The 24052-nt window shown below is 43.5% G+C and carries 17 protein-coding genes; 7 read left to right on the top strand and 10 right to left on the bottom strand.

Annotated features, from left to right (window positions below; translation table 11 throughout):
- Nucleotides 1-38 precede the first annotated feature (38 nt).
- The 4 genes from QY309_02030 to aroQ form a co-directional block, all read right to left on the bottom strand.
- Nucleotides 39-734: a porin family protein gene (locus QY309_02030; GenBank protein ID WKZ60264.1), complete on the bottom strand. Its 696-nt coding sequence runs from the start codon at nt 732-734 to the stop codon at nt 39-41.
- A 74-nt stretch (nt 735-808) separates the two neighbouring features.
- Nucleotides 809-1486 carry a porin family protein gene (locus tag QY309_02035; protein WKZ60265.1) on the bottom strand — a complete coding sequence of 226 codons (678 nt, stop codon included), beginning with the start codon at nt 1484-1486 and terminating at the stop codon, nt 809-811.
- Between the two features lie 117 nt (nt 1487-1603).
- Nucleotides 1604-2662, bottom strand: coding sequence for an aminotransferase class V-fold PLP-dependent enzyme (locus tag QY309_02040; protein WKZ60266.1), 1059 nt, complete (start codon nt 2660-2662; stop codon nt 1604-1606).
- Between the two features lie 20 nt (nt 2663-2682).
- Complete coding sequence (gene aroQ / locus QY309_02045; GenBank protein WKZ60267.1) at nt 2683-3108, bottom strand: type II 3-dehydroquinate dehydratase; 426 nt, start codon at nt 3106-3108, stop codon at nt 2683-2685.
- A 103-nt stretch (nt 3109-3211) separates the two neighbouring features.
- On the opposite strand from aroQ, the gene xerD reads away from it, so the two are divergent.
- From xerD to QY309_02070, 5 genes are all read left to right on the top strand, one after another.
- A complete protein-coding gene (xerD, locus tag QY309_02050; GenBank protein WKZ60268.1) occupies nt 3212-4108 on the top strand; it encodes a site-specific tyrosine recombinase XerD in 897 nt (298 codons plus the stop codon).
- 124 nt (nt 4109-4232) lie between these two features.
- Nucleotides 4233-4880 carry a DUF4136 domain-containing protein gene (locus QY309_02055; protein WKZ60269.1) on the top strand — a complete coding sequence of 216 codons (648 nt, stop codon included), beginning with the start codon at nt 4233-4235 and terminating at the stop codon, nt 4878-4880.
- 136 nt (nt 4881-5016) lie between these two features.
- Nucleotides 5017-5517 (top strand): hypothetical protein, encoded by a 501-nt coding sequence (locus QY309_02060; GenBank protein WKZ60270.1) that lies wholly within the window; start codon nt 5017-5019, stop codon nt 5515-5517.
- A gap of 101 nt (nt 5518-5618) precedes the next feature.
- Entirely contained in the window at nt 5619-6656 is a 1038-nt protein-coding gene (locus QY309_02065) for a quinone-dependent dihydroorotate dehydrogenase (GenBank protein WKZ60271.1), read from the top strand.
- A 32-nt stretch (nt 6657-6688) separates the two neighbouring features.
- Nucleotides 6689-7117: a hypothetical protein gene (locus tag QY309_02070; GenBank protein WKZ60272.1), complete on the top strand. Its 429-nt coding sequence runs from the start codon at nt 6689-6691 to the stop codon at nt 7115-7117.
- 53 nt (nt 7118-7170) lie between these two features.
- On the opposite strand, the gene QY309_02075 is transcribed toward QY309_02070, so the two are convergent.
- Entirely contained in the window at nt 7171-7662 is a 492-nt protein-coding gene (locus QY309_02075; GenBank protein WKZ60273.1) for a hypothetical protein, read from the bottom strand.
- 138 nt (nt 7663-7800) lie between these two features.
- Nucleotides 7801-9975 carry a S9 family peptidase gene (locus tag QY309_02080; GenBank protein WKZ60274.1) on the bottom strand — a complete coding sequence of 725 codons (2175 nt, stop codon included), beginning with the start codon at nt 9973-9975 and terminating at the stop codon, nt 7801-7803.
- 169 nt (nt 9976-10144) lie between these two features.
- On the opposite strand from QY309_02080, the gene QY309_02085 reads away from it, so the two are divergent.
- Both QY309_02085 and QY309_02090 read left to right on the top strand, forming a co-directional pair.
- Nucleotides 10145-10717 carry a DsrE family protein gene (locus QY309_02085; protein ID WKZ60275.1) on the top strand — a complete coding sequence of 191 codons (573 nt, stop codon included), beginning with the start codon at nt 10145-10147 and terminating at the stop codon, nt 10715-10717.
- Nucleotides 10718-10798: 81 nt separating this feature from the next.
- On the top strand, nt 10799-12247 hold the full coding sequence (locus tag QY309_02090) for a M20/M25/M40 family metallo-hydrolase (protein ID WKZ60276.1): 1449 nt from the start codon (nt 10799-10801) through the stop codon (nt 12245-12247).
- A gap of 90 nt (nt 12248-12337) precedes the next feature.
- Here QY309_02090 and QY309_02095 read toward each other — a convergent pair whose 3' ends face one another.
- The 4 genes from QY309_02095 to QY309_02110 form a co-directional block, all read right to left on the bottom strand.
- The gene (locus QY309_02095) at nt 12338-13072 is read right to left on the bottom strand and encodes a porin family protein (GenBank protein WKZ60277.1); all 735 of its coding nucleotides are present in this window, start codon (nt 13070-13072) and stop codon (nt 12338-12340) included.
- A gap of 52 nt (nt 13073-13124) precedes the next feature.
- Nucleotides 13125-16127, bottom strand: coding sequence for a tetratricopeptide repeat protein (locus tag QY309_02100; GenBank protein ID WKZ60278.1), 3003 nt, complete (start codon nt 16125-16127; stop codon nt 13125-13127).
- Nucleotides 16128-16230: 103 nt separating this feature from the next.
- Nucleotides 16231-22299 (bottom strand): BspA family leucine-rich repeat surface protein, encoded by a 6069-nt coding sequence (locus QY309_02105; protein ID WKZ60279.1) that lies wholly within the window; start codon nt 22297-22299, stop codon nt 16231-16233.
- Between the two features lie 72 nt (nt 22300-22371).
- Nucleotides 22372-23973 (bottom strand): ATP-binding protein, encoded by a 1602-nt coding sequence (locus QY309_02110; GenBank protein ID WKZ60280.1) that lies wholly within the window; start codon nt 23971-23973, stop codon nt 22372-22374.
- Nucleotides 23974-24052 lie beyond the last annotated feature (79 nt).

Below are 24052 nucleotides of genomic sequence, written 5' to 3' on the forward strand. Positions count from 1 at the left end.
GACTTTTAATCCGGCTTTTCTATTCAAGTTTTTGCTTGTCACAATCCCAACCCAATTGGTACGCCTACGGTGAATTGAAGTACGCGGTTTTTTGATTTTCCATCATCTGAGAGATCAGTTAAGCCTAAGCCATACCGTACATCAACCAAGATTTTATTGAATAACGTTACACCTCCACCAATTTGTGCGCCAAGTTCGATACGGTTCGGTATGAACTCGTCTGGTCCTTCATAATTTTCTGGCATTTCTTCGAATTTGATGTCTCCATCTGTTGAGAATGTTGAAATGTCGCCATAGTAGTCAATCTTCGATTCATAATCATACTTTCCATTAATTCCATAACCCACTGAAGGCCCGACATTAATGTGGAATTTAAATTTGTCGGGTCCTAGTGCGATGCGTAATAGAATGGGTAGTTCGATGTAATTTAATTTAGCTGTCTCGGTGTATGTTTCGGTGTAACCAAAGCCATCGTCATAACCATACTCATTCTTCCAACCTTTTTGGATAAAGAGTAATTCAGGCTGCAGACTGATTAAGTCACCAAAGCCGATTCGATAACCAACACCAACTGAAAAGCCTGTAACATTTTTATAGGAATCAAAATCACCAGGGTTACTAGCAAATGTTTCAGCATCCAATGTGGATAAAGTCATTCCGGCTTTCGGAATAATGGTTTGCGCACTGGCAGTGACTGCCATGATTAAAGCAATAACAACTAATAGCTTTTTCATAAATGAGGGTTTAATGTTTAATAAAATTACACATTAGTTAATATAGCTTTCTTTACTGCAGGTAACTTTATTTTTTAAAATAGGTTAATCGGCATGCTTGCACTAAACTGAACAACGCGGTTCTTGAAGTCGGTATCATCAAAAAGTCCGGTAAAGCTGTATCCATAACGGGCTTCGATATTCACCTTTCCAAATAGCAATACCCCTCCGCCAACCTGAACTCCGGCCTCAATCCGGTTGTCTGCAAATTGATCGTAACCATCGTAGTTTTCCGGACGTTCACTGAATTTTACCTTGCTGGAGATGGGCTCTTCAGGCAGGCCTGCAAAGGTGCTTTTGAGCGAGTAGGTACCCGATAAACCAACAGATACTGTTGGGCCTGCAGTAACATAAAACTTTGTCTGCCCTCCAAACTTCGCTTTGACGAGCACCGGTATTTCCAGGTAATTCAATTTATATTCGGTAACAAGTTTGTATTCATAACTATCCGGATAGGAAATATCGTTTCGCTTTAGCCCTTTTTGTATGAAGTTAATCTCTGGTTGTAGGCTAAACCGGTCGTTAATGAAAAGATCGTATCCAACACCAACGGTAAATCCGGTTAGTAATTCTTTTTCAGACTTTTCGGCAAAGTCAGCGTACGGCTCATACGAGCTGGTTGACAAAGTAACACCTGCCCGGGGTAAAAGTGTTTGGGCAAAAACAGTAGAAGACAATAGAACAAAGTTGAATAATGTAATAATTTTTTTCATTTGACAGAATGCATGTTTGGTACGAGGCGTTCAACGGAGGAAGTCTTTCAGGGTTGTACGCTGAAAAAGAAAAATTTCAAATGAAACCAAACAATTGGATTCTTCGTACAGAAGGAGTTAAATGAAATCGTAAAGAAAATCCATGAGCCGGGCGATTTCACTTTTTCGCAGCGCAGGAAAGTTGGCAATGCGGAAGGTTGTGGGCTTAAGTTCACCGTATCCATCGCCCAGCAGAAAACCTTTCTTAATAGCCTGCGTCTTTACTTTTTCGATAAGTGATGGTGTTGATTCAATAGCCAGTACCGTCTGTGATCTGACAGAATGATTTTTGATCAAGAGGTTGAGTTTGTTGCTTTTAATGTCGAAGAAGGTTTCCCATTTTTTGAACCGGCCAGTTATCGTTTTGTGCACGGATTCAATTTCTTTTACTTCGGCCATCACACGCATCAGCAAATAAATATTGAGTACGTTTGGCGTGCACGGTGTTTGTGCTTTTTTAATCATGTCGTCCAAAAACAACATGCTGTTATAATGCTTTCGGTTATTGATTGATTGCGCACGATCCAAGGCGCGCGGTGAACAAATCATTATCGCGAGCCCGGCAGGCAGGCCAAAACATTTCTGAACCGAGGCAAACCAAATATCGGCAACAGAAAAATCAAGCGTGATGCCTGCCATGGAGGAGGTAGCGTCTACAGCGATTAAGTGGTTAGGGTTGTTCTTTCCAACAGCTTTTATAGTATCAGTGCCTACCTGAGTTCCGTTTGATGTTTCGTTTTGCGTAATGCAAATGAGGTCACCTTTGGTGAATTTCAATTGATCTTCCTGAAGTTGTGCTTCGCGGTTAAATGGTTTACGCATTACGTTGGGTGCCAGCTTTTCGGTATACGTGCACCATTTATCTCCAAAAGCTCCGTTATATATATGGATGCTTTCTTTTCGAACGAATGACTCTGCAATTACTTCCCAGCATTCAGTGGCCGAAGTAAGAAAATAGATCGTGTAACCTTTCGGAACGTTTAGTTTTTCACGAATTCCATTGATTGCCTTTTTGGATATTTCCATAAAGGCATCACTCCGGTGATTAATGCTTAACACTCCATCCCTATAAGCATCCTGCATGTAGCGGGAAACTTTTGGGTAAACGCGTGACGGGCCGGGGTAGAAGGAGATCATTGGATAACGATCTAACGATATTACAACTCGGCTTTAATAAAATACTGTATCGCCATGTCGTAGCCGGTTAATCCAAAACCTGAAATCAGGCCGATACATTTTGACGTAATCAGACTTTTATGTCGGAACTCCTCACGCGCATAAATATTGGAGATGTGTACTTCCACTGTTTTGGTTTTGATTGCGCCCAAGGCATCGTGTATGGCGATTGATGTATGGGTGTAAGCCCCTGCGTTGAGTACGATGCCGTGAAATGAAAAACCAACCTCATGTATTTTATTAATCAGCTCACCTTCTACATTGGATTGGTAGTAATGAAGTTCCGCTTGTGGAAAACGGTTCTTTAGTTCTTCAAAATAATTCTCAAAGTCACGACTTCCATAAATGTCCTCTTCCCGAACGCCCAACAAGTTTAAATTGGGCCCATTGATGATCTGAATTTTCATACCTAAAGATAGGTAGTCTTTAGTCAATTGTCTAGAGTCAGTTTATGGCGTTCAAAGCTGTATTTTGATTTTGACCCTTGAATACTGAATTTTGAATTTCGCCATGTGGGACCTGCACATTAAGCACTTTGCGCATTACCTGAAGCTGGAGCGGTCGCTCTCAGCCAATTCCATTGCTGCATATGTTCATGATGTGGAGTTACTTAAGCAGTTTACCGAGCTAAAGAAGGTAAAGGCCACACCATTAACACTCACTACTAAGCAGCTTCAATTATTTCTGCAGTATATAAATGAGTTGGGCATGAGTGCCTACAGCCAGGCCCGCATACTTTCAGGCATCAAAGGCTTTTACAAATACCTGATGTTTGAGGAATTGATCGAAAAGGATCCAACCGAATTGCTGGAAGGGCCTAAGATTGGCCGCAAGCTTCCGGACACACTCAATTATGATGAAGTTATAAAACTTCTGGAAGCAATCGACCTCTCAACCCCAGAAGGTGGCCGTAACCGTGCCATGCTGGAGGTGTTGTATAGTTCGGGGTTACGAGTTTCGGAGTTGGTAGAGTTGAAACTAAACAATATTTATTTTGATGTTGGTTTTCTGCGTGTAATCGGTAAAGGTAACAAGGAACGGCTGGTGCCGCTTGGTCGGGATGCCATGAAATACCTGAAGATTTACATTGATGAAATTCGCGTTCATGTACCGGTTAAAAAGGGATTCGAATCGCATGTTTTTTTAAATCGCTTCGGAAAGAAAATTTCACGGGTTTCCATTTTTACGATTATCAAATCTTTGGCACAAGCCATTGGTTTAAAGAAGACCATAAGTCCGCATACGTTCAGGCATTCATTTGCCACGCATTTGATTGAAGGGGGCGCAGATTTACGTGCCGTGCAGGAAATGCTGGGCCATGAGTCGATCACCACAACAGAAATCTACACCCACCTTGATCGGGATTATTTGCGTCAGGTGATTACGGAGTTTCATCCGAGGAGTTAGTACCGGTGGCTTCGAGTACCTCAGCCACCGCCTTGAGTGCCTCAGCCACCGTTTCGAGTGCATTAGCCACCGTTCGAGGCCTCAACCACTGTTTCTAGTGCCTTGCCACCGCAGTACTTAGTCGTTGCCTGAGGCTCCCGAAGGCAACATCACCACGCTCGGAAGCAACATTGGTAAAGCACACTTTATTTTGTACATTAGAAATATGAAGCCCATTCTTTTGTTCCTTTTTCTGATACTGGTAAAAATATCGTCCGGTCAGGAGTTTCAAACTTCAACGGCAAGTGGTGTTGACTTGCTTACCTATGAAACCTTCACGGTGGCTCGTGGTTCCGTGATCAGCAACTCGGAACAACCAATCGATAAAGAAGCTTTTTATAAGGAGATACGTACTTCTATTATTCGCGAGATGGAATTTCGCGGATATAAATTTAAAGATGATTCTACTGCACAACTTATTGTTAGTTACGTTATTGAGACCACCGTAAAATTTGATGTGCAACAACAAGGCCGGTTGGGACAGCAAGTGGTTGTGACCAATCCCTCATCTGCGAATCAAACCCAGGCGTGGTCACGTGAATTCACACAAGGCATGTTGATTCTTGAGGTGGAGGATTCTCAAAAGAAATCCATTATCTGGTCGGCTGAGGGCATGATGGATATTAACCGTACCCGTGAAGGAAACCTATTAGACAATGCGGTGCGGAGTGCTTTCCGGAAATTCCCAAACAAGAATAAACCATCCAAAGGTTCAAAGAAGAAAAGGGGGTAAAATTTACCTGCCATGCAGGTAATTTATAGCCTAAAAAGTTGATTTAACCCGGGTAAAGTGAATAAGCCTTGAGTGCTTTGAAATGCCCTGAATTACTTAGTATACTTGCATAAACTAATTCTTAACGAAACAGAAAATGAAAAAGATTACATTAATTGGTTTGTTTTCCCTTCTTGGTCTTACCCTTGCATTTGCACAAGCCCCTCCGGGCAAGGGCGGTAAGCAATTGAATGCCGGTCTTGGTTTTTCAAACTGGGGAGTTCCTGTTTATGTAGGTGCTGATTTTGGTGTGCATCCTGACATAACCATCGGCCCAAAGGTATCCTATAGGAATTATAGCTATCGCGCTGCAGGTCTTGATTGGGATCAAAGCCTGATAGTTTTGGCTTTTAATGGCAATTATCACTTTAACACGCTATTCAACATGCCGAGTGAGTGGAATTTCTATGCCGGCTTAACCTTAGGCTACTACATTTGGTCAGACCTGGATGATTATCCGGATGCACGTGGATCAGGCATTGGCTTAGATGCACAAATTGGTGGTCGTTATTTCTTCTCTGATAAATTTGGTGTAAACCTTGAATTCGGAGGAGGTACTGGTGCTGGTGGCAGCTTTGGAATTACCGTTAAATTATAAGCATTTAAAAACTCAAGAAACGCCAGGCCATTAAAGTCTGGCGTTTTTTATTTTATCACAGTTGTATTTCTCACTATCATTAATTGCCACATCTTTGCGGCATGTATAAGTATATAATCCGGCCTATACTCTTTTTACTGGACGCAGAACGTGTTCATCACCTTGTATTTTCCACCCTACAAGTAAAAGGAAGTATTCCGGGGTTCAACCGGTTATTGGCAGCGCTCTTTTCTTTTCAACATCCCGCCCTTGAGAAAAAACTTTTTGGTATCACGTTTAAAAATCCGGTTGGCCTCGCAGCTGGTTTTGATAAAGATGCTAAACTGATTAATGAATTATCCACTTTCGGTTTTGGATTTATAGAAATCGGAACACTTACGCCCAAGCCACAGCCCGGAAATGACAAGCCAAGACTTTTTCGGTTGCCTGCCGATCAGGCTTTAATTAACCGGATGGGCTTTAATAACGGTGGTGTTGTAGCTGCCGTTGAACGATTGAAGAAAAGAAAGTCGAATGTAATTGTTGGCGGGAACATTGGGAAGAACAAAGTAACCCCTAACGAAAGCGCCCTGGACGATTATGCCGTTTGCATGGATGCCCTGTATCCGGTGGTTGATTATTTTGTAGTGAATGTAAGTTCGCCCAACACTCCGGGCTTGCGCGAACTTCAGGAAAAGGAGCCTTTGCGTAAGTTGTTGAGTTTTGTGAAGTCGCGCATGGTGGCTAACCTCAAACCCAAACCGGTGTTATTGAAAATTGCTCCCGACCTTACCGTTGAACAGCTTGATGATGTTATCGAAATTTTAAAGGAGACCAAAACCGATGGTGTCATTGCCACCAACACAACCATTTCACGTGATGGACTGTCAACCGATCTCCAAACTGTTGAACAAATCGGGGCGGGCGGATTGAGCGGTAAACCGTTACGAAATAGAGCTACGGAGGTAATCAAATACTTACGGAGAGAACTGGGCCCTGATTACCCGATAATTGGTGTGGGCGGCATTATGTCTGTTCAGGATGCGTTGGAAAAACTGGATGCAGGTGCCGATTTAATTCAAATCTATACGGGCTTTGTGTATGAAGGGCCCGGATTTGTGAAGCGCATTCTGAAAGCGCTTGTTTCAAAACTGGAATGATGTTTGTCTTGATCAGGCAAAATCAAACCCTTATGACACGCACTATCATTATTGTTATTTCTCTTTTCCTTTTGGGCTGCTCTGATGATAAACAGCAACCTGTTCAGTTGGTGGACAAAAAAGTAAAAATTGAATTCTTTACCGAAAAGGATTTTAGCGATTCAAAATATGATAATCATTTTGTGAAATTCTGGGCTGGGGCGCTGGTGATGACCTATGACCCGTATGAGGAAGAATATTTCTTGAGTGAAGAAACCGACTGGATTGCTTTTAAGGATATTCCCAATAAGGCCCAAGTACTAGTGTTTGAGGGTGTGTCGCAAGGTATTGATGTAGAGAAGCAATTGGTTCAAATGGGCTATTCGTATGTTATCAAGATAGGCGATCATACCGAATCGCTTTCCAAAGGTTTCTCTATGCAGAAACGCGAACTGGAAAAGACAGTTGAGGTGAAGTTTTAAATGCTAAATTTCCGAATCTGAATTATAAACAGACCCGGAAGTATTGCCATATTTTACTCAACCACCGTCACGGTAACCTTACTCACAATCTGTGCTTCAGCATTCTGTTTATCAAACACACGTGCGGTTACGGTATAGGTTTCACCAACTTTCATCGGGTCGCCTACGGTTAAGGATGCACGGAGAACAGAAGCATCAGTAGCGGAAACGCCTTCGGTGTAGTTGGCCAACATATCGTCAAAGGCAACTATTTCTGCACCAGCTTGGTCAGTGACTGTTAATGTAATTCCCGGAAATGCATTTCCGTCTTTGAGCGTGTAATTGCTGATGCCTTCAAATACTAAGGAACATTCGCTGTTCCAGGTAACTTGTTTGTTGGTAATGGATTGGTCTTCCTGATCAACAAAGTAGATAGTTTCGGCATTCAAACCGTTCCAGGAAGAACTTATTCCGGATGTAAGATCAGCTTTGGTGCCTACTGAGAAATTGCAGCCGGTAAATACAAGTGCAATTAAAAGGAATGAGATGAAGAGGGTCTTTTTCATGGGTAAATTAGTTTTAGGTTATCGAAGATACTGCGTAAAATCCAATTCTAATCAAAGTTGGCTGCGCTTTAAATCATAAATCCCCTAGGAAGGGGATTTATGAAGTTAATTTGTCTATGCGACACGGACTAACAATCCTTAAAGCTTTTCAATCTTTGGTTTAGTTTCAATTACCTCTTTCATGCCCAGAATATCAAAAACGAACGTGTACTCCCGCGCCACCTCACGTAGCCTTCTGAATCGTCCGCTGGCGCCACCATGACCCGCATCCATATTGGTATATAAATAGAGTCGGTTATTGTCGGTTTTCATCGCCCGGAGTTTGGCTACCCATTTGGCGGGTTCCCAATACTGCACTTGCGAATCGTGCAGACCTGTAGTAACCAATAAATTCGGGTAGTCTTTCTTTTCTACATTATCATACGGAGAGTAGGAGAGCATGTATTCGTATTCTTCCTGGATGTTTGGATTACCCCATTCCTTCCATTCAAACGTGGTAAGCGGAATGCTTTCGTCCATCATGGTCGTCACCACATCCACGAATGGCACTGCAGCAATAACGCCACGGTACAGTTCGGGTCGCATGTTAACAATGGCGCCCATTAACAAGCCACCGGCACTGCCGCCTGAAGCAAACAATTTATCTTTTGCTGCATAGTTATTTTGAATGAGCCAATCGGAACAGTCGATAAAATCAGTAAAGGTGTTTTTCTTATTCATCATCTTGCCGTCCTCGTACCAGGCACCCCCCATTTCCTGTCCGCCACGCACATGGGCAATGGCATATACAAAGCCACGATCAAGTAAGCTAAGCCTTGCCGTATTGAAAGTCGGGAACATGGTTGAGCCGTACGAGCCGTAACCGTAAATCCATCCGGGAACGGTACCGTCTTTTTTAAACTTATCTTTACGATAGACAATCGACATCGGTACTTCCTTGCCATCACGTGCTTTTACCATTACGCGTTCGGTGGCGTAATCTTCTTTGTTGAATCCGCCCAGTACTTCTTGTTCTTTCTTTAATTCTTTTTCGCGGGTGTCCATGTTATAGTCGTAGGTGGAGGCCGGTGTTGTCATGGACTGATAATAATACCGGATGATGTTGGTGTTAAAATCGGGATTGTATCCAATGCCAGCCGTGTAGGCAGGCTCGCCAAAATTAATGGCGTGTTCTGAATTGTCGGAACGATTAATAATACGGATGGTGGTAAGTCCTGCACTCATTTCCTCCACAGCCATAAAATTCTTGAAATAATCTACACCAGATAGAAAAACGTTTTCCCTATTGGGTATAACATCTTTCCAATTGGCTGAACCGGGAGTTGAAACCGGGGTTTGTACTAGCCGATAATTTTTCGCGTCCAGATTGGTGCGGATATAAAACGCATCGCCACCTGCATGATCGATGGAATAATCCACATTATCTTTTAGCGGTTCAACCACCACTGGTTTACCGGGTTTATCGGCATCAATAACCTGCGAGAAACTCGCATCGGTACGGCCTGAATATAAAACGATGTATTTCTTTGATTTGGTTTTTCCGAGATATACTGCCAGCGTTTCATCTTTCTCTTCATAAATAACCGGATCGGCATCAGCACTTGTTCCGAGAATATGTCGCTTGATCAGGTAGTTGCGCAATGTTTCCTGATCGGGTACGGCATAGTACATGGATTTATTGTCGTTTGTCCATTCGTATCCACCACGCGTGTTTGGAATTTTATCTCCCAGCATTTTTCCGGTTGCAAGATCTTTGAATTTAACCGTATAAAAATTTCTGCCAACGGTATCCATAACAATGGCTGCCAGTTTATGATCCGGACTTACAGAGGTGAAGAAGTTAAAATAGGATTGACCTTTACCAAGTTCATTTCCATCGGCAACAATTTCTTCAGGGGCATCCAACGAACCTTTTTTGCGGCAATAGATTGGGTATTCGCCACCGGTAACAAAACGGGTGTAGTAATAGTAGTCGTCCAATTTATAGGGAACGGAAGCATCATCTTCTTTAATCCGGCCGCGCATTTCTTCAAAGAGGGCTTCCTGAAAAGCATCAGTGTGGGCCATCATGGTGTCGAGGTAGTCGTTTTCAGCAGTGAGGTAATTGATCACGGTTGAATCTTCCCGATTCTTTAACCAGTAATAATTATCAGTACGGGTGTGACCGTGTTTGCTGACTACTTCAAAGGGTTCAATTTTGGCAATAGGTGGTTTAACATCCGGTAAGTTGGCCTGTTTTTCTTTGGGTGAACAGGCAACGAACCACAGCGCTACAATCAGAAATGTGAGGGGTGCGAATTTTATTTTTTGCATATGGGGTAATATTAATCGTTTTCGAAGATGGAAAATATTTCGAACAAATGTTTTATCGAATCTGAGAATTTGTGGTCGGTTATCCTGATGGGGTTTTATGTGGGCTAATGGTCATTTATGATAATGACTGGCAATTCTTTAACTTGTTTTCATTAATCCCCTATCCCGTATGAAAGCAATTACCGTATTTCTGGTTTTCCTGAGCAGTTCATTTTTGCATGCACAAACCCTTGAAGACGTTTCCAAAGCCATGGATCACGCTGTTTATCCGGTTATGAAGAGCCACAAGTTTATGGGCGTAATGCCGGTTAAAAATCCAATATTACCAATGCAGGCTACTGATAAATATAAACTCGTAATCGATTTGGTGGCCTCATCGGACGACTCCGTTAAAGTTAATTTCGGCATAACTGATATTGGTCGAACATTTAATTTGCATGTTGCCAACGGAGCCAGCCCGAAAAACCTGGATATTATTGTGGTTGCGCATGGCCCGGCAGTTTGGTCTTTACTGACGAATGAAGCTTTTGAAAAGAAGTACGGAATACCGAATCCAAACATTGCTTTTATAAAGGAGTTGAATCAGCACAACGTGAAGTTTTTTGTGTGTGGTCAGAATCTCACCATAATGAATATCGCTCCGGAAGAATTGGTTTCGGAAGTTCAAGTAGCCCTGTCAGCCAAAACGGCACTTACCCATTTTCAATCACTGGGATATGTGGTGTTTGAGTTTCGCGATTAAGTAATTGTTAGCCGCTGGTAAAGATTTTAATGTGATTTCATAGTTGATCGGCTTATTTTCGTCACGCTAAATAAAAATTTCATGAATAGAATTCTTGTCTTGTCAGCCATCTGCGTATCGCTCACCATTCTGTCCTCGTGCAAAAAGGAAACGCGACCTGAAATTTTTTCCAGAATCAATGCCGAGGTACTTCAAAATGCCAAAGCCTACACAACATTGCAAGAGACTACATCAACCATTGGTCATCGGTTAACTGGATCAGAGAATGGCAGCAAGGCAGAAGAATACACCTATTCTAAATTCAAGGAATACGGTTTTACCGATGTGCAGTACCAGGAATTTGAAACCAAAGCCTGGTCTCGTGGTACCGTATCCGTTACGATTAGCGGGGAAGCGGTGAAGGCTGTAACCTTAGGGCATTCACCAATAGAAGCAGATATAACCGGTGAATTGGTAGACATGGGCAATGGGCTTGAGGCCGATTATGCGGCCAACCCTGGAAAAGCTGAAGGAAAAATTGTACTAATTTATATAGGTGTGTTGGATGGGAGTGCTGAAGGTACCCGTAACCTGCATCGCAGTGAGAAAGCGGCAATTGCCATTAAAAACGGAGCAAAGGGTGTGGTTATTTTCAACCAGGTGGATGGTGGTGTATTGCTTACAGGTACTGCTTCGGTAACGGGTGAATTAATTCCAATTCCGGCCGTTTGCATTGGAAAGGAGAAGGGGATGGAGCTAAAAGAAAAACTTAAAGCTGGAGAGAAAGTTGAGGTACAAATTCAAATGACCAACCACAGTGATTTGATTAAAGCCCGGAATGTAATTGCAACACTAAAAGGTTCTGAATTGCCTGATGAAAAAATAATTATCGGTGGCCATCTTGATTCGTGGGATTTATCCACCGGAGCCATCGACAACGGTATTGGTTCATTCGCCATATTGGATATTGCCCGTGCCTTCAAGACGAATAACCTGAAGCCAAAGCGCACCATTCAGTTTGTGATGTTTATGGGCGAGGAACAAGGTTTGCTTGGATCAACGCACATGGTGAAGGAAGCGGTGAAAGATGGTACCATAGAAAGTGTGAAGTATATGTTCAATATTGATATGGGCGGCAACCCTATCGGGGTTAATGCAGGGGGTAAATTGAATGACACTACATTTTTTAAGACCATAGGAGAGGAGATTGCAGCCATCGATACGGTTTATAGAAACAGGTTTAGTAACCGATCCGGTTTACATAGCGATCATCAACCCTTTATGCTGGAAGGTGTGCCCATTTTAAGTATCATCAGCAACCTTGATCGCGCCATCTACAAATGCTACCATGCCGACTGTGACGACTTTAATCTGGTTAACAAAGATCACATTACCAATACCGCTCGTTTTGGTACCATGATTTTATTTGCATTGGCAAATGCCGATAAATTACCAGCCGATAAAATGGATAGTGAAACTACGAAGCAATTTATGATTGACAATAACCTGGAAGAACCATTGCGGATTGCGGGTGATTGGAAGTGGGACTAATTTTCGAAGAAGAGAAATGTTTAATCAACTGAGGTTGTTCTCTTTTTGAGGGCTACCAGAAGAAAACAACCTCAGTCTGTTTATTCTGGATCACCTCAAAGTAAGGGGCATACCAACGGTAAACTGAAACACCCTGTTTTTCACTTCATATTCCGAATCGTATAAACTTGACAGGCCTAAGCCATACCGAGCTTCAATTATGATTTTACGAGCGATTAAAATACCTCCACCTAACTGAAGCCCAAAATCGAAGCGATTGTCGATATACATACCTTCACCGTCTTCTGGCTGGTCACCAAACTTGATATTTCCTTTATCGCTGTTCGTAAAGGTATCTGAAACATCATCGTACGACTCGGTTATTTTGCTGTCATATGAATATTTTCCTCCAAGGCCAATGCCAAAAGATGGACCCGCAAGGGCATAGAATTTTGTGTCACCTCCGAAAGAGATTTTCACTAAGGCTGGTATTTCAAGATAATTTAATGTGTTTTTTGTCGTGGATGTGGTTACCGTGGTGATGAGACGCCCATCATCATCCTCCATCCAGGTTGAAGTGGACTTTTCTGTATAGCCTTTCTGAATAAAGTTTAACTCTGGTTGTATTGAAATTCTGTCATTAATTGAATAGTTAAGCGCAGCACCTATAGTAAAACCTATTTTCGACTTGATTTCATCTTCAAAGCCAGGAAATTGAATAATATCAGGTTCACTCATCGATACAGTTGCGAGTGTAGCCCCGATCTTCGGAATTACAATAAGCTTTTGTGCACTTACACAGATTGAGCTCAGCAAAATGGAGAAAGCAAGCAGGTATTTTTTCATAGCTGAAAGGTTTTAGTGTTACACAAAATTAACCCGGTACCTTCCTGCACCGTTACGAATTTGTAACAATGTCTTGCTGATTTGTAACAGGAGGGCTTTTTAGTATGTTTTCCTGGAATTCGGAAGGCGTTACACCTGACCAGGCTTTGAAGAGCCGGCTGAAATTGGGTAGGTTGTTAAAACCGGATTGATAGGCGGCCTCGCTTACTGAAATGCTCTTGGTTGAAAGAAGCCTTTTGGCATGCTCCAGTCGGAACAGTCGTAAAAAATCACCAGGCGATTTATCGGTAAGGGCTTTGAGTTTTCGGTGCAATTGCATGCGGCTCATGCCGATTTCACGGGTAAATTCATCCACACCGAAGTCAGCATTGGCAAAGTTTTTTTTAAGGATGTCGATTGCTTTATTTAAAAATTGCGACTCTGGAGTTGCATCGACTACGGGTGCAAAGGGTACTGCGCGATGTGCAAATAATACTTTTAATTTTTCACGCTGTGCGATCAGGTTTTGAACCCGTGCCTGCAGTTCACGCGCATCGAATGGCTTGGTCAGGTAGTCATCAGCACCTGTGTGCAATCCCTCCAGTTTACTTTGTTGATCGGCACGCGCGGTAAGCAAAATCACCGGTACGTGGCTGGTGGCTTCATGTGTCTTAATTTTTTTACACAGTTCGTTGCCATTCAATCCGGGCATCATCAGGTCGCTGATCACCAGGTCGGGAACATGTTGCAAAACTTTCTCCCAGGCATCTTTACCATTTTCAGCCAGGATGACTTTATACTGGTCACCCATTACCTGCCGGATGAATTCACGCATGTCGGTTTGATCTTCAGCAATCACCAATACCGGTGAAGCAAGTTCAGCATCAAGGGTTGTGTCATGGATCACCTCATCTTCCAGGTAGGTGTTAAATGAAAAACCTGATGATAATGAAACTGAAGGTGATAGTTCGTTTTTATAATATGCCTGCGCGATGGGAAAGGTGAATGTAAACAAACTTCCTCCCGATTTCTGATTGGCAGCGGTTAATGTTCCATGATGTGCATGAGCCAGTTCTTTAGATAAAGCAAGCCCTAAACCCGTGCCTCCGTGAATACCTGCTGATTCTTCAACCTGAAAAAATCGATCAAAGATGTGGTTTAGTTTATCTTCCGGTATGCCGGGGCCGGTATCTGTAACCTGTACGGTTAAATGGTCTGCGCCAACTGAAGCACTGAGCTGTACCGTGCCGCCTTCAGGTGTAAACTTTAAGGCATTGAATAGAAGATTGTAGATAATCTTCTCAATTTTATTCCGATCGAAATATCCAATAATCGCATCATCGGGTAATTCCAACATGTAGTTGATTTGCTTTTGATTGGCCAACGATTCGAAAGACGCATATGCGGTTTTCAAAAATTGTTTCAGGTCGCCTTCTGAGGCCTGTATTTTCATGTTGCCCGATTCGATTTTAGATAAATCGAGTATCTCATCAATTAAGCGATGCAGGCGTACGGCATTGCGATGCATCAGTTTCCAGTCTTTAACTTCCGGTGATGAGGGGTTTTGTTCAATCTTTTGCTGAAGCGGACCAATAATCAGTGTGAGCGGAGTGCGGAATTCATGTGAGATGTTGGCGAAGAACCGGGATTGGGTTTCGTTAAGTGCGGCCAACCTTTTATTAAGTTTTTGCTTTTCGCGATACAAGTAGTAGAACATACCGATCACCATCATTGAAAGGAGGAGAAAACCGATCAGGTAATTTCTTTGACTACTTTGTTTTTGTAGTCGTAATTGAGTGATCTCATTCTCCGCTTTTAATGCGCGGATTTCATTTTCCTTTTTCTCATTCTGATAACGTGCTTCCAGTGCGGTTGCCTCCTTCTTGTTTTGCACCTGCTTCAAGCTATCGTTTAATGCGGCATAACGCTGGTGATACGCATACGCAAGCTCATAGTTTTTCTCTCCGGCATATAGCTCGCTGAGCGCCTGGTAACCATCCATCACCAACGGAAAAAGCTTTACCTGTTGAGCCACACGAATAGCCGAATCGAAATAAAGTATGGCTCCCTTGTTTTGTTTTAACTCATACGAGGCAAAGCCCAAAGCCGAATAACTGTACGCCATGTTAGCTGAATCAGAAATGGTTTTGCTGATCCGTAAAGACTTCAGATAATTGGTTTTTGCTTTCTCCAGGTTTTCCTTTTCGTAATAGATGTTCCCGATGCTGGTCAGGGTTTCTGCTACATCGCGCTTCGCTCCGGATGATTGATAAACCTGGAGTGCACGATCATATGCGAGCAGCGCCTCATCGAACTGCCCGAGTTTACGATAAATTCTGCCTAGCAACCGGTTGGAGTAAGCGATGGAGGGTTGCTTGTTTATCTTCTCAGCGATGGCCAGACTTTTTAACGCATAATCAAGGGCCTTATCGTAGTCACCCAGCAGGTTTTGCAGGTTACCAATGTTAGACAGACTTTGTGTAAGTCCATCATCGTCTCCTGATTGTTCAAAAATTTCTGTTGCCTTCAGGTAGAACGTTATGGCCTCCTTGTAATCGTTTTTATCTTTCATCAGGTTGCCCATCATGTTATAGAATGAAGCCTCCATGTGTGGGTCAGGGTGTTCCGAAATGATGTCAAGACCTGTGCGTAAATGGAATTCTGCTGAGTCAAATCGCGATAAGCGTAAATAGGCAATACCCAGTTCCAGATAGGTGTCAAGTAAAATGGGATTTGTTGAATCGCTAATAGCACTTAATGCATTTTTATAAATAGGAATCGCGAGTAAGTAGTCGCTTCGTTGGCGATGATACTTGCCTAAACTGGTATACGCCTCAGCAATCAGGTTGCTGTTTTGGGCTTGCCGGGCAATGGCAAGTGCCTTTCGATGATAATCCAGTGCGGTATTTTCATCAGTTGCCAGTTCAGCCAATTGCTGATGAAGTTGAATGGTTAGTTCGGGTGAGGTGGATTTGTCCAGTAGCTGCAGCAGACTGTCGATTTGCTGGGCAATGGTTATTTGCCCTGAGCCATGCACGAACAGCAGCACACATACCAACCGGATCAAATAGCGCATAGGCAAGATAAAATGGCAAAACGCGAACCTTAATATACTTACAATTCGGGTTCATGCAAAACAAGGAACGTTAGGTTCCGGAATATAAATCAGTTGCCATAAGTTACCTCCTCAACGAAAGATAACCCGTTTTGCCTGGGCGTCCGCTGGTAAATTCAAGTTTATAAAAGTACGTACCCGAAGGTAGTTCATTTCCGTTTTTGTTCAGCCCGCTGAACACCCGAGACTGATTATCGTAGTTAGAGATTTCAAATACCACATCGCCCCAGCGGTTGTAGATGGTTACGCGGTTTTGTTGTGTGTCAGGGAAAAGATCAATGTAATCGATCTGAAAGAAATCATTTCGTGTATCGCCATTAGGTGAAAAACCCGTGCGTACAATTATATCACCTTCTACTTGTATGGTGAGTTGTTGCTGTGTGCAGATACCAAAGAGATCACATACTTCAATGGTGATCATATCTTCACCGGTGAAGAGAACGCCACCGTAATTGAGAATAAGCTGGTCGGATGCGTTAATGGATGCAGAGGCGCCAGCAGAAGTTTGTGTTGTGATTACCCGCAAGCTCGCCAGGTCCAGGTTGTCATCCGGATCGCTGAGTAAAGGCGTAAGATCTATGTTTACAATGCCTTCAATAAATAATCCCGTAACCGTGGTCGCAATAACCGGAGGTTGATTACCAACACATGGTGCAGGTACAACCGTTACATTAAGTGAAGCAGACGCGGGACTGGTGCATCCTTCAGCATTGGTTACGGTAACGAAGTACGTTCCGGTGGCAGCCGCTGTAATCTGTTGTGTTGTTTCGCCTGTCGACCAGGTGTATGCTGCAAAACCTGCAGGCGCAGTTAACGTAAGCGTGGCACTGCTGCACACAGTAACCGCATTGCCAACCGGTGTAATGCTGGAGGTAATTACGGGTTGAGCAGGAACGGAAGAAACTGTTGCGGTAACCGGAACCTGCGTGCTTTCGCAGAAAGCATCAGCAATGGAAACAAGATATATTGTGGTAGTCGTCAGCACGGGTGTGGTATAGGTTTCGTTTACTTCACCGGCAATGAGTGCCAGTGGAGTTTGTGTGTACCAGCGGTATTGACCGGGTGTACCACCGGAGGCTGTTAAAATAACGGAACCCGAGCCGCACGTGGAAGCATTGGTAACATCAGGTGGTGCGGGCAAAGGATTTACGATCAAGGTGGCCACGTTGGTGAAAACATCTGCTGCCAGATCACCCGTGATCAGGCAGCGGTAATCACCCGCTTCTGCTGTTGTTACATTTGTGACAGTTAATGTATTTGTGTTGACATTTGTAAACGTGGCATTGTTAGTGAGGTTAACAAATATACTTCCATTGAATTTTTGCCATTGGTAGGTGATGTTTGTAGTGCCTGTGGCTTCTGTTGAGAGTATGTAGTTATCACCAACACATCGGTTCACTGTCCCTACGGGTTGAGTTGTGATGGTAATTGTTGAGGCTACACCACATATAGTTCCTGACGGGGTGTCTCCGGTAATCGTCCATCCCCTGGTAGTGGTTAAGTTGGTTCTTGAGGCAACGGCATTGGTGCCATATTGCCTTCCAGTGGCCCCCAGCGTTCGTCCTGTTGGTGTAGTTGGATTGGCACTCCAGCCTATCAAGGTGGCGGAGTAATTCGAGCAATCCATACCAGCGTTATTAAGCATGTTACTCAAGTTAGCCGCAGGATTAAGCGTCCAAGCTCCAAGATTTTGATTAAATGAACTTGCCAATGAGAACATATTTCTAAAATCGGTGACGGCAGCGGTATTCCAAGAGCTTATGTCTTGGTTAAATGAAGTTGCTTGACTAAACATTCCAAACATATTGGTAACGGCTCCCGTATTCCAGGAGCTTATATCTTGATTGAAGTCATTTGCGTTCGCAAACATTTCACTCATTGTGGTAACAGCTCCCGTATTCCATGCTCCAATGTCTTGATTAAAGAGGCAATTGTAAAACATGTACTCCATATCGGTGACAACTGCCGTGTTCCATGTCCCAATGTTTTGGTTAAAGGAACTTGCATTATAGAACATGCCATACATATTGGTAACAGTACCCGTATTCCACGACCCGATATTTTGGTTGAACGAACTTGCGTTTGCAAACATTTCACTCATCGTAGTAACTGATCCTGTATTCCATGATCCAATATCTTGATTAAAGGTGGAGGCGCCATAAAACATTTCACTCATGTCGGTAACTGAAGCGGTATTCCACGCCCCGATACTTTGGTTGAATGAGCCTGCACTATAGAACAATCTATGCATGGTTGTGACACCAGTTGTATTCCAGGTTCCAATATTGGTTGGTGAATTCAAGTTAGTGCAAGCTCTGAACATTTGTGATAGATCGGTTACACTCGATAAATCAGGTACATCGGTAGCGGTTACTTGAAGATTCGCACAACCATAAAATGCATTTTGCATACTGGTCCATGCGGTGGTGCCCCATTGTTCAATCTGGGTAAGTCTGTTGCGGTCTGCCCCGTTATTGATAATGATGCGCTGGAAGTTAGTGGGTTCAATTTGTAAGCGAATTGTGGCGCCAGCGGGCAATCCGGTGATGGTTAGTGTTGATCCACTCCAGGAACCACTACCTGAAGCCGAGCCTGGGGAAATTTCTTGCCACGTATAGTTAACCACACCGCTGGTCGCTGTGCCAAAAGACAATTGTGTGGCTCCAGAACCTGCGGTGGCAAGATTCCATTGGGTAATGAAGTTTTGGGTGGAAGCAGTCGAAACCAAATTTTCGTACACCACTAAAAACCCAGCTGCACGCGTAATAATAATTTCAGGTTTGCCATCCAGGTTTAAATCGCCCGTAGTTAAGCCGCGTGGTGCGGTAACGGTAGTATTGAACGGAGCGGCAAACGAAGTTGCAGATAAGGCTCCTGAAGTGTGAATGTTTTTGAAGATTGTAAAACGATTTCCGGTTTCACTGGTGGTGATAATTTCAGGTTTGCCATCGCCATCCAAATCGGCAATGTGGGCTACCGTGGTGGCACTGGGGTTGGTTAAATCAAATCGGCTAAAGCTCAGGTTACCAACCGTGCTGGTATTGCGGTAAACACTGATCATCGTGGTGTTGGTGCCTGTGCCGTGATAAATCATTAAGTCAACCTTCCCGTCAGCATCAAAATCGCCTGTATAAATTCTGCCAGGGTTATCACCAACTGCAATATCAATTCGTGGATTGAAGGATGCGGCATTCACCCGAAAACTTCTGGCATTAGGAAAGATGCTGATGTTATCACTACCCGGATTAGTCACGGCCACATCCGGGAAACCATCGTTGTCGAGATCGGTCACTACGACACCGCCTCCCGTTGAAGGTTTGGCTACCGTTACATTAGGCGCAAATGTTCCAAACACACCAACGGAAACAAAAGGGCCAACCTTGCTTCGGTTTTCCATTACACGTATCGAAGAAGAACCTCCTGCTGCAATGACAAGATCCTGTTTGCCATCAAGGTTTAGATCTCCAAAATCAATATTGCTATCGCCCAGGCCTAACGATACATCAGTGCTAAACGAAATTGAACCCGGAGTACTGAGGTTTTGGTATGCTCGGCCGTTTGGAGAAACAAGATCAGCAAGACCATCTCCATCAGCATCTACAAGTCTACCGTTTGCAGCAGAAGAGTTGGTGACACCGGCCGCTGCGAGTGAAGATGTAGTGATTGCACCGGTACTATATGTGTTATGAAAAAAATAGGTCAACAATGAACCGCCTTCCGCAGCAATATCTGGCTTCCCATCCAGGTCCAGGTCCATCACTTCAATGTCATAGTTAGCTCCCGAAAGGGCAAACTCCATAGGAGGGGCAAAGTGCGTGTTATCAAACGTAACACCCGATGAAAACGTGGTTTGAAACGGGAGGTGATACCGTGACATCAACTCACCTTTACGAACACTTACCGGTGCATACGTAGCGCCTGCCGGAACACTTACGGTAAGTTCAGTTTGACTAGCCGTGAGTACAGTTGCTTCACTGGCCCCAAAGTAAACGTAGTTTTCGCTTGGCGTAGAAGAAAAGTTAGACCCGGTAATGGTTACCGTGCTGCCTACGTTACCCGCAAGTGGACTAACTGTATTTACGGAAATGAGAGGCGCACTTCCATTCACGTTTTCATAAATGGAAATTCTTCGTGGTGTAGTATTCGTTATCCCAACAACAAGGTCAGGTCTTGAATCACCGTTTAAATCGGCTGCAATCGGACTGGTAGGATAGGTTGAATTTCCGGAGGCTTGAAATAAATATGCTGTAACAAATGCACCTGCGGTAAAAGCCCCTCCCGAGTAGATACTTTCAAATATGCCAATATCTCCATCGTCTGAAGCCAGGATGTCGGGTTTACCATCGCCATTCACATCGGCAATAGACATGCCTCCATAATTTCCGAGTTCACTGGTCAGCACAATTTCAGTGGCAAAATCTGAAGTAGCGAGCTCTCCTCCGCTGTTGGTATTCAGTAATATCCGAATATCCTGAGTGCCATTGAATTTAAAGATGATGTCATTTAATCCATCTCCATTCATGTCGGCAATTTGTGTTGCCCGGTTGTATTGGCCAGTAGCTATCGACCCCATATTGTTGAACGAAATTAGCCCCGGGGTTGATGTATTCTTTAACAACGATAGTGTGGCGCCAAAATTATGGCTAACAACTAGTTCAGGTTTTCCGTCATTGTCTAAATCTCCAACTGCAACACCTTCACCCGCATCTAAGGTATTACCAAAGTAATTAAGGGATGCGCCAAACTCAATATTACCAGGTATGCTGATATTCTGAGCAATCCATAAATCGGGGTTCACGCTTCCGTTTCCATGTTGCCCGATCAAATCCACACGACCATCGCCATCAACATCAACAATATTGGATACAAAAGAGGAATATGCATTGCCTTGCCATCTTTCAAAAGCTTCAAAAGCAATATTGCCCGGTGTGCTGATGTTCCGAAACGTTACAAAGTAGGATTGAGACCCGTTACTATAACTGGATATAACATCTTGTAGCCCATCCCCGTCAAGATCAGACAAGAATAAACTTCCCTGATTGCCTGCTCCGTCTAGGCTGACTTTGGGTGCAAACGAGGAAGGTGACAGGCTGCCACCTAAGCCTAAATTACGGTAGATGGAAATGTCATTGATCGCGCTTTCAGAAACAACCAAGTCGTTCCATCCATCACCATCCATATCACCGATTTTAATCCCTCTAATATCGTTCCCCGTTGTTGGATCCAATAGCATATCAAACTTTGGTTTGAGTGAAGCCGGAATAATTCTTCCGCCACCATCAAAAACAGGATTGAACGGTTTGGAAGAGGTGCATGTTAAGCCGGTGGTTTTATTAACAATGCTGATTTTTCCATGGGGAGCACCTACGGGAACGGTTACGCTTAGTTGATTACTGGATGCGTTGTTGATTGTGCCGGCTATCGAGCCAAAGTACACCACATTGTTGTTTGGATCAGGATCGAAACCGCTACCGTTGATGGTAATAACATCTCCAGGCTTTCCGGAAGTAACTGATAAGGTTGATACCAGCGGTGCAGTCGTTAAGGTGGCCTGCTCGATGATAACATTGTCAAGCCCGGATGTGTAGGTGGCATTTGTGGCATATGTGCCCCTGATTTCAATAGACGTAACATTTGTGAGCACCTGAATGATTTGAGAACGGGTCGCGGCACTGCCTGATGTGGTTGACCACAACCAACCTCCTGTTTCGTCTAGTTTAACAGAGTAAGAAGTCCATGCTGGAGCTACAGCAGGTTTTACGGGAAGTTGGTATATCAAGACACTTCCACCATTTTCAATCCGAACTTCGGCTATACCCGGATTTGATCCGGTGCCGGCAACGGATTGCTGAAGGTCGAATTTGAAGTCTCGCCCGAGCGAACGCACCACCAGGTTTCCTAAAAACTTGGCAGGAGCGAACCATGATTCAGTTGTGGTGCCAACAGAGGCCGAATAGGTTACGGACACAAATCCGCCAGGATTTCCGTTGCTGGATTGATGATTAACGGTGATGGGTGTGCTGGTATCGAAAAAGGTCCACCCATCGGCATCGGTATCAAACGTACTGGTGATTTGGGCAGAGCATAGTTTACCTATTAAAATCAGCGAAAATAGGGCTATCAGGCGTGGCATAAAGGAGGATTTAGCGTTCTTGAAATTACGCTAAAATGGTAAGGTGAAAATACCCTAATAATGTGAGGAGGGCTAAAGCTGGCCTGCGGGCAGTTTAATCCGGAAAGTTGAACCTTCACCGTAAACGGATTCAACAGAGATGGTTCCTCCTAGTTTTTGAACGGCTTCTTTGGCAATGTAAAGCCCAAGTCCTGATCCGGTAGAACTGGCCGTACCCCGGTAAAACATGTTGAAAAGTTTGGTTTTGAATTCATCACGGATTCCTTCTCCGTTATCGATAACTTCCAGTATCAGGCTGGAAGCATCCTGATAGGACTTTAAAATAATCTGGGGTTCTTGATCGGAGAATTTCTTTTGATATTTAATGGCATTGGAAAGCAAATTGCCTAAAGCAACGCGGAGCAGAAACCGATCACTTGTGATGACAGGTACCTGTAGATCATAGGAAAAATGTATGTTGGCATAATTTTCCAAAAATTCAAACTTGGCATTGATCTGATCAACCAACTCTTTTATTTGTATACTTTCATAGACCAGGTTTTTTCTGCTGGTGCGCGAATACTCCAGTACCTCGTCAATGAAATTTTCAAGTCGCTCAACACTCTTTTCAATTTTTTCAAGATACAATGATCCATTAGTTGGGTCCATTCGGCTTACGGTTACCAACCCTTTTATGGATTTTAATGGCGCACTCAAGTCATGCGAGACACTGTAAACAAAATGGTCTAGTTCCTGATTAGCCTGTTGCAGGTTATCGTTAATTTTTTCAACCCGTGCTTTTTCGGTTTTCAGATTTTGTTCAGCGGTGCTGAGGTCAGTAACTACCCGGCCCACCAACAATGATACAAACATCATGGTACTCATGCCCAGGTGAACGCTTATAAATTGCGTAGAGCCTTGTGTAATGAGCAAGGAAGATGCAAAATCAAAGAGTGGCAGCAAATAGCTGAGCATGAAAATGATCACGTTGAGCACAATGGCCACAGAGAACCCCCAACGCAGCGCAAAAAGGGTAGCGCCAATACCATAGATAAACCAGTACTTATCGAAGGGAAATAAAATGGATAGAGCAATGAATACACCACTTATGCCCAATAGTTCAATGAACGCCCTGCGACTGATCTGAAGCGGTTTGAATTGAAACGACTGCGTGGCCGTTTTAAAATCAATAAAATACAGCAAAGCAATGGAGAGCGGAAGAATAGTAATGAAGTCGGATAGCCAATACAGCCCTACCTTGTCCATATCACCCTTAACAAAACCGTAGTGATAGACATAGATTGAGTTAACACAAACGGGTATCACAATTCCCAGAAACAGAAACCTTAGAAATGATTCTGTATTGCCCAATCGTTCGCTGTGTTTTTGAGGAAATAATTTTTGATAGAGCAACCATGATGTTACGGCAACAACGGCTTCGTGTGTGGATATCATGATCATGAATGGTGGAAACTTGGTTACACCATAAATCATAAGCGTTGTAATGCCATTAATGAGCAATACAGGTACAACTTTTAAGCCAAACCAATGAATAAACACAATCCCTAACACCAGGGGTAGATAGAGCAGGAGTGAGTTGGTAACGGTGCTAAGCTGAAAAGAAAGGTATGAAAGCCCGATTAGTATGACTAACAGAATGGCAAACTGCGCAATGTTTCGGATAACGATCTTCAATGTGGATGTATTGATGCAAATTACCAAACAAATAGGATTCTGTATTAAAATCCTTCAGTGAATCAATAAAATCAGTTTG

Source organism: Cyclobacteriaceae bacterium (assembly GCA_030584025.1).
Classification (GTDB): domain Bacteria; phylum Bacteroidota; class Bacteroidia; order Cytophagales; family Cyclobacteriaceae; genus UBA2336.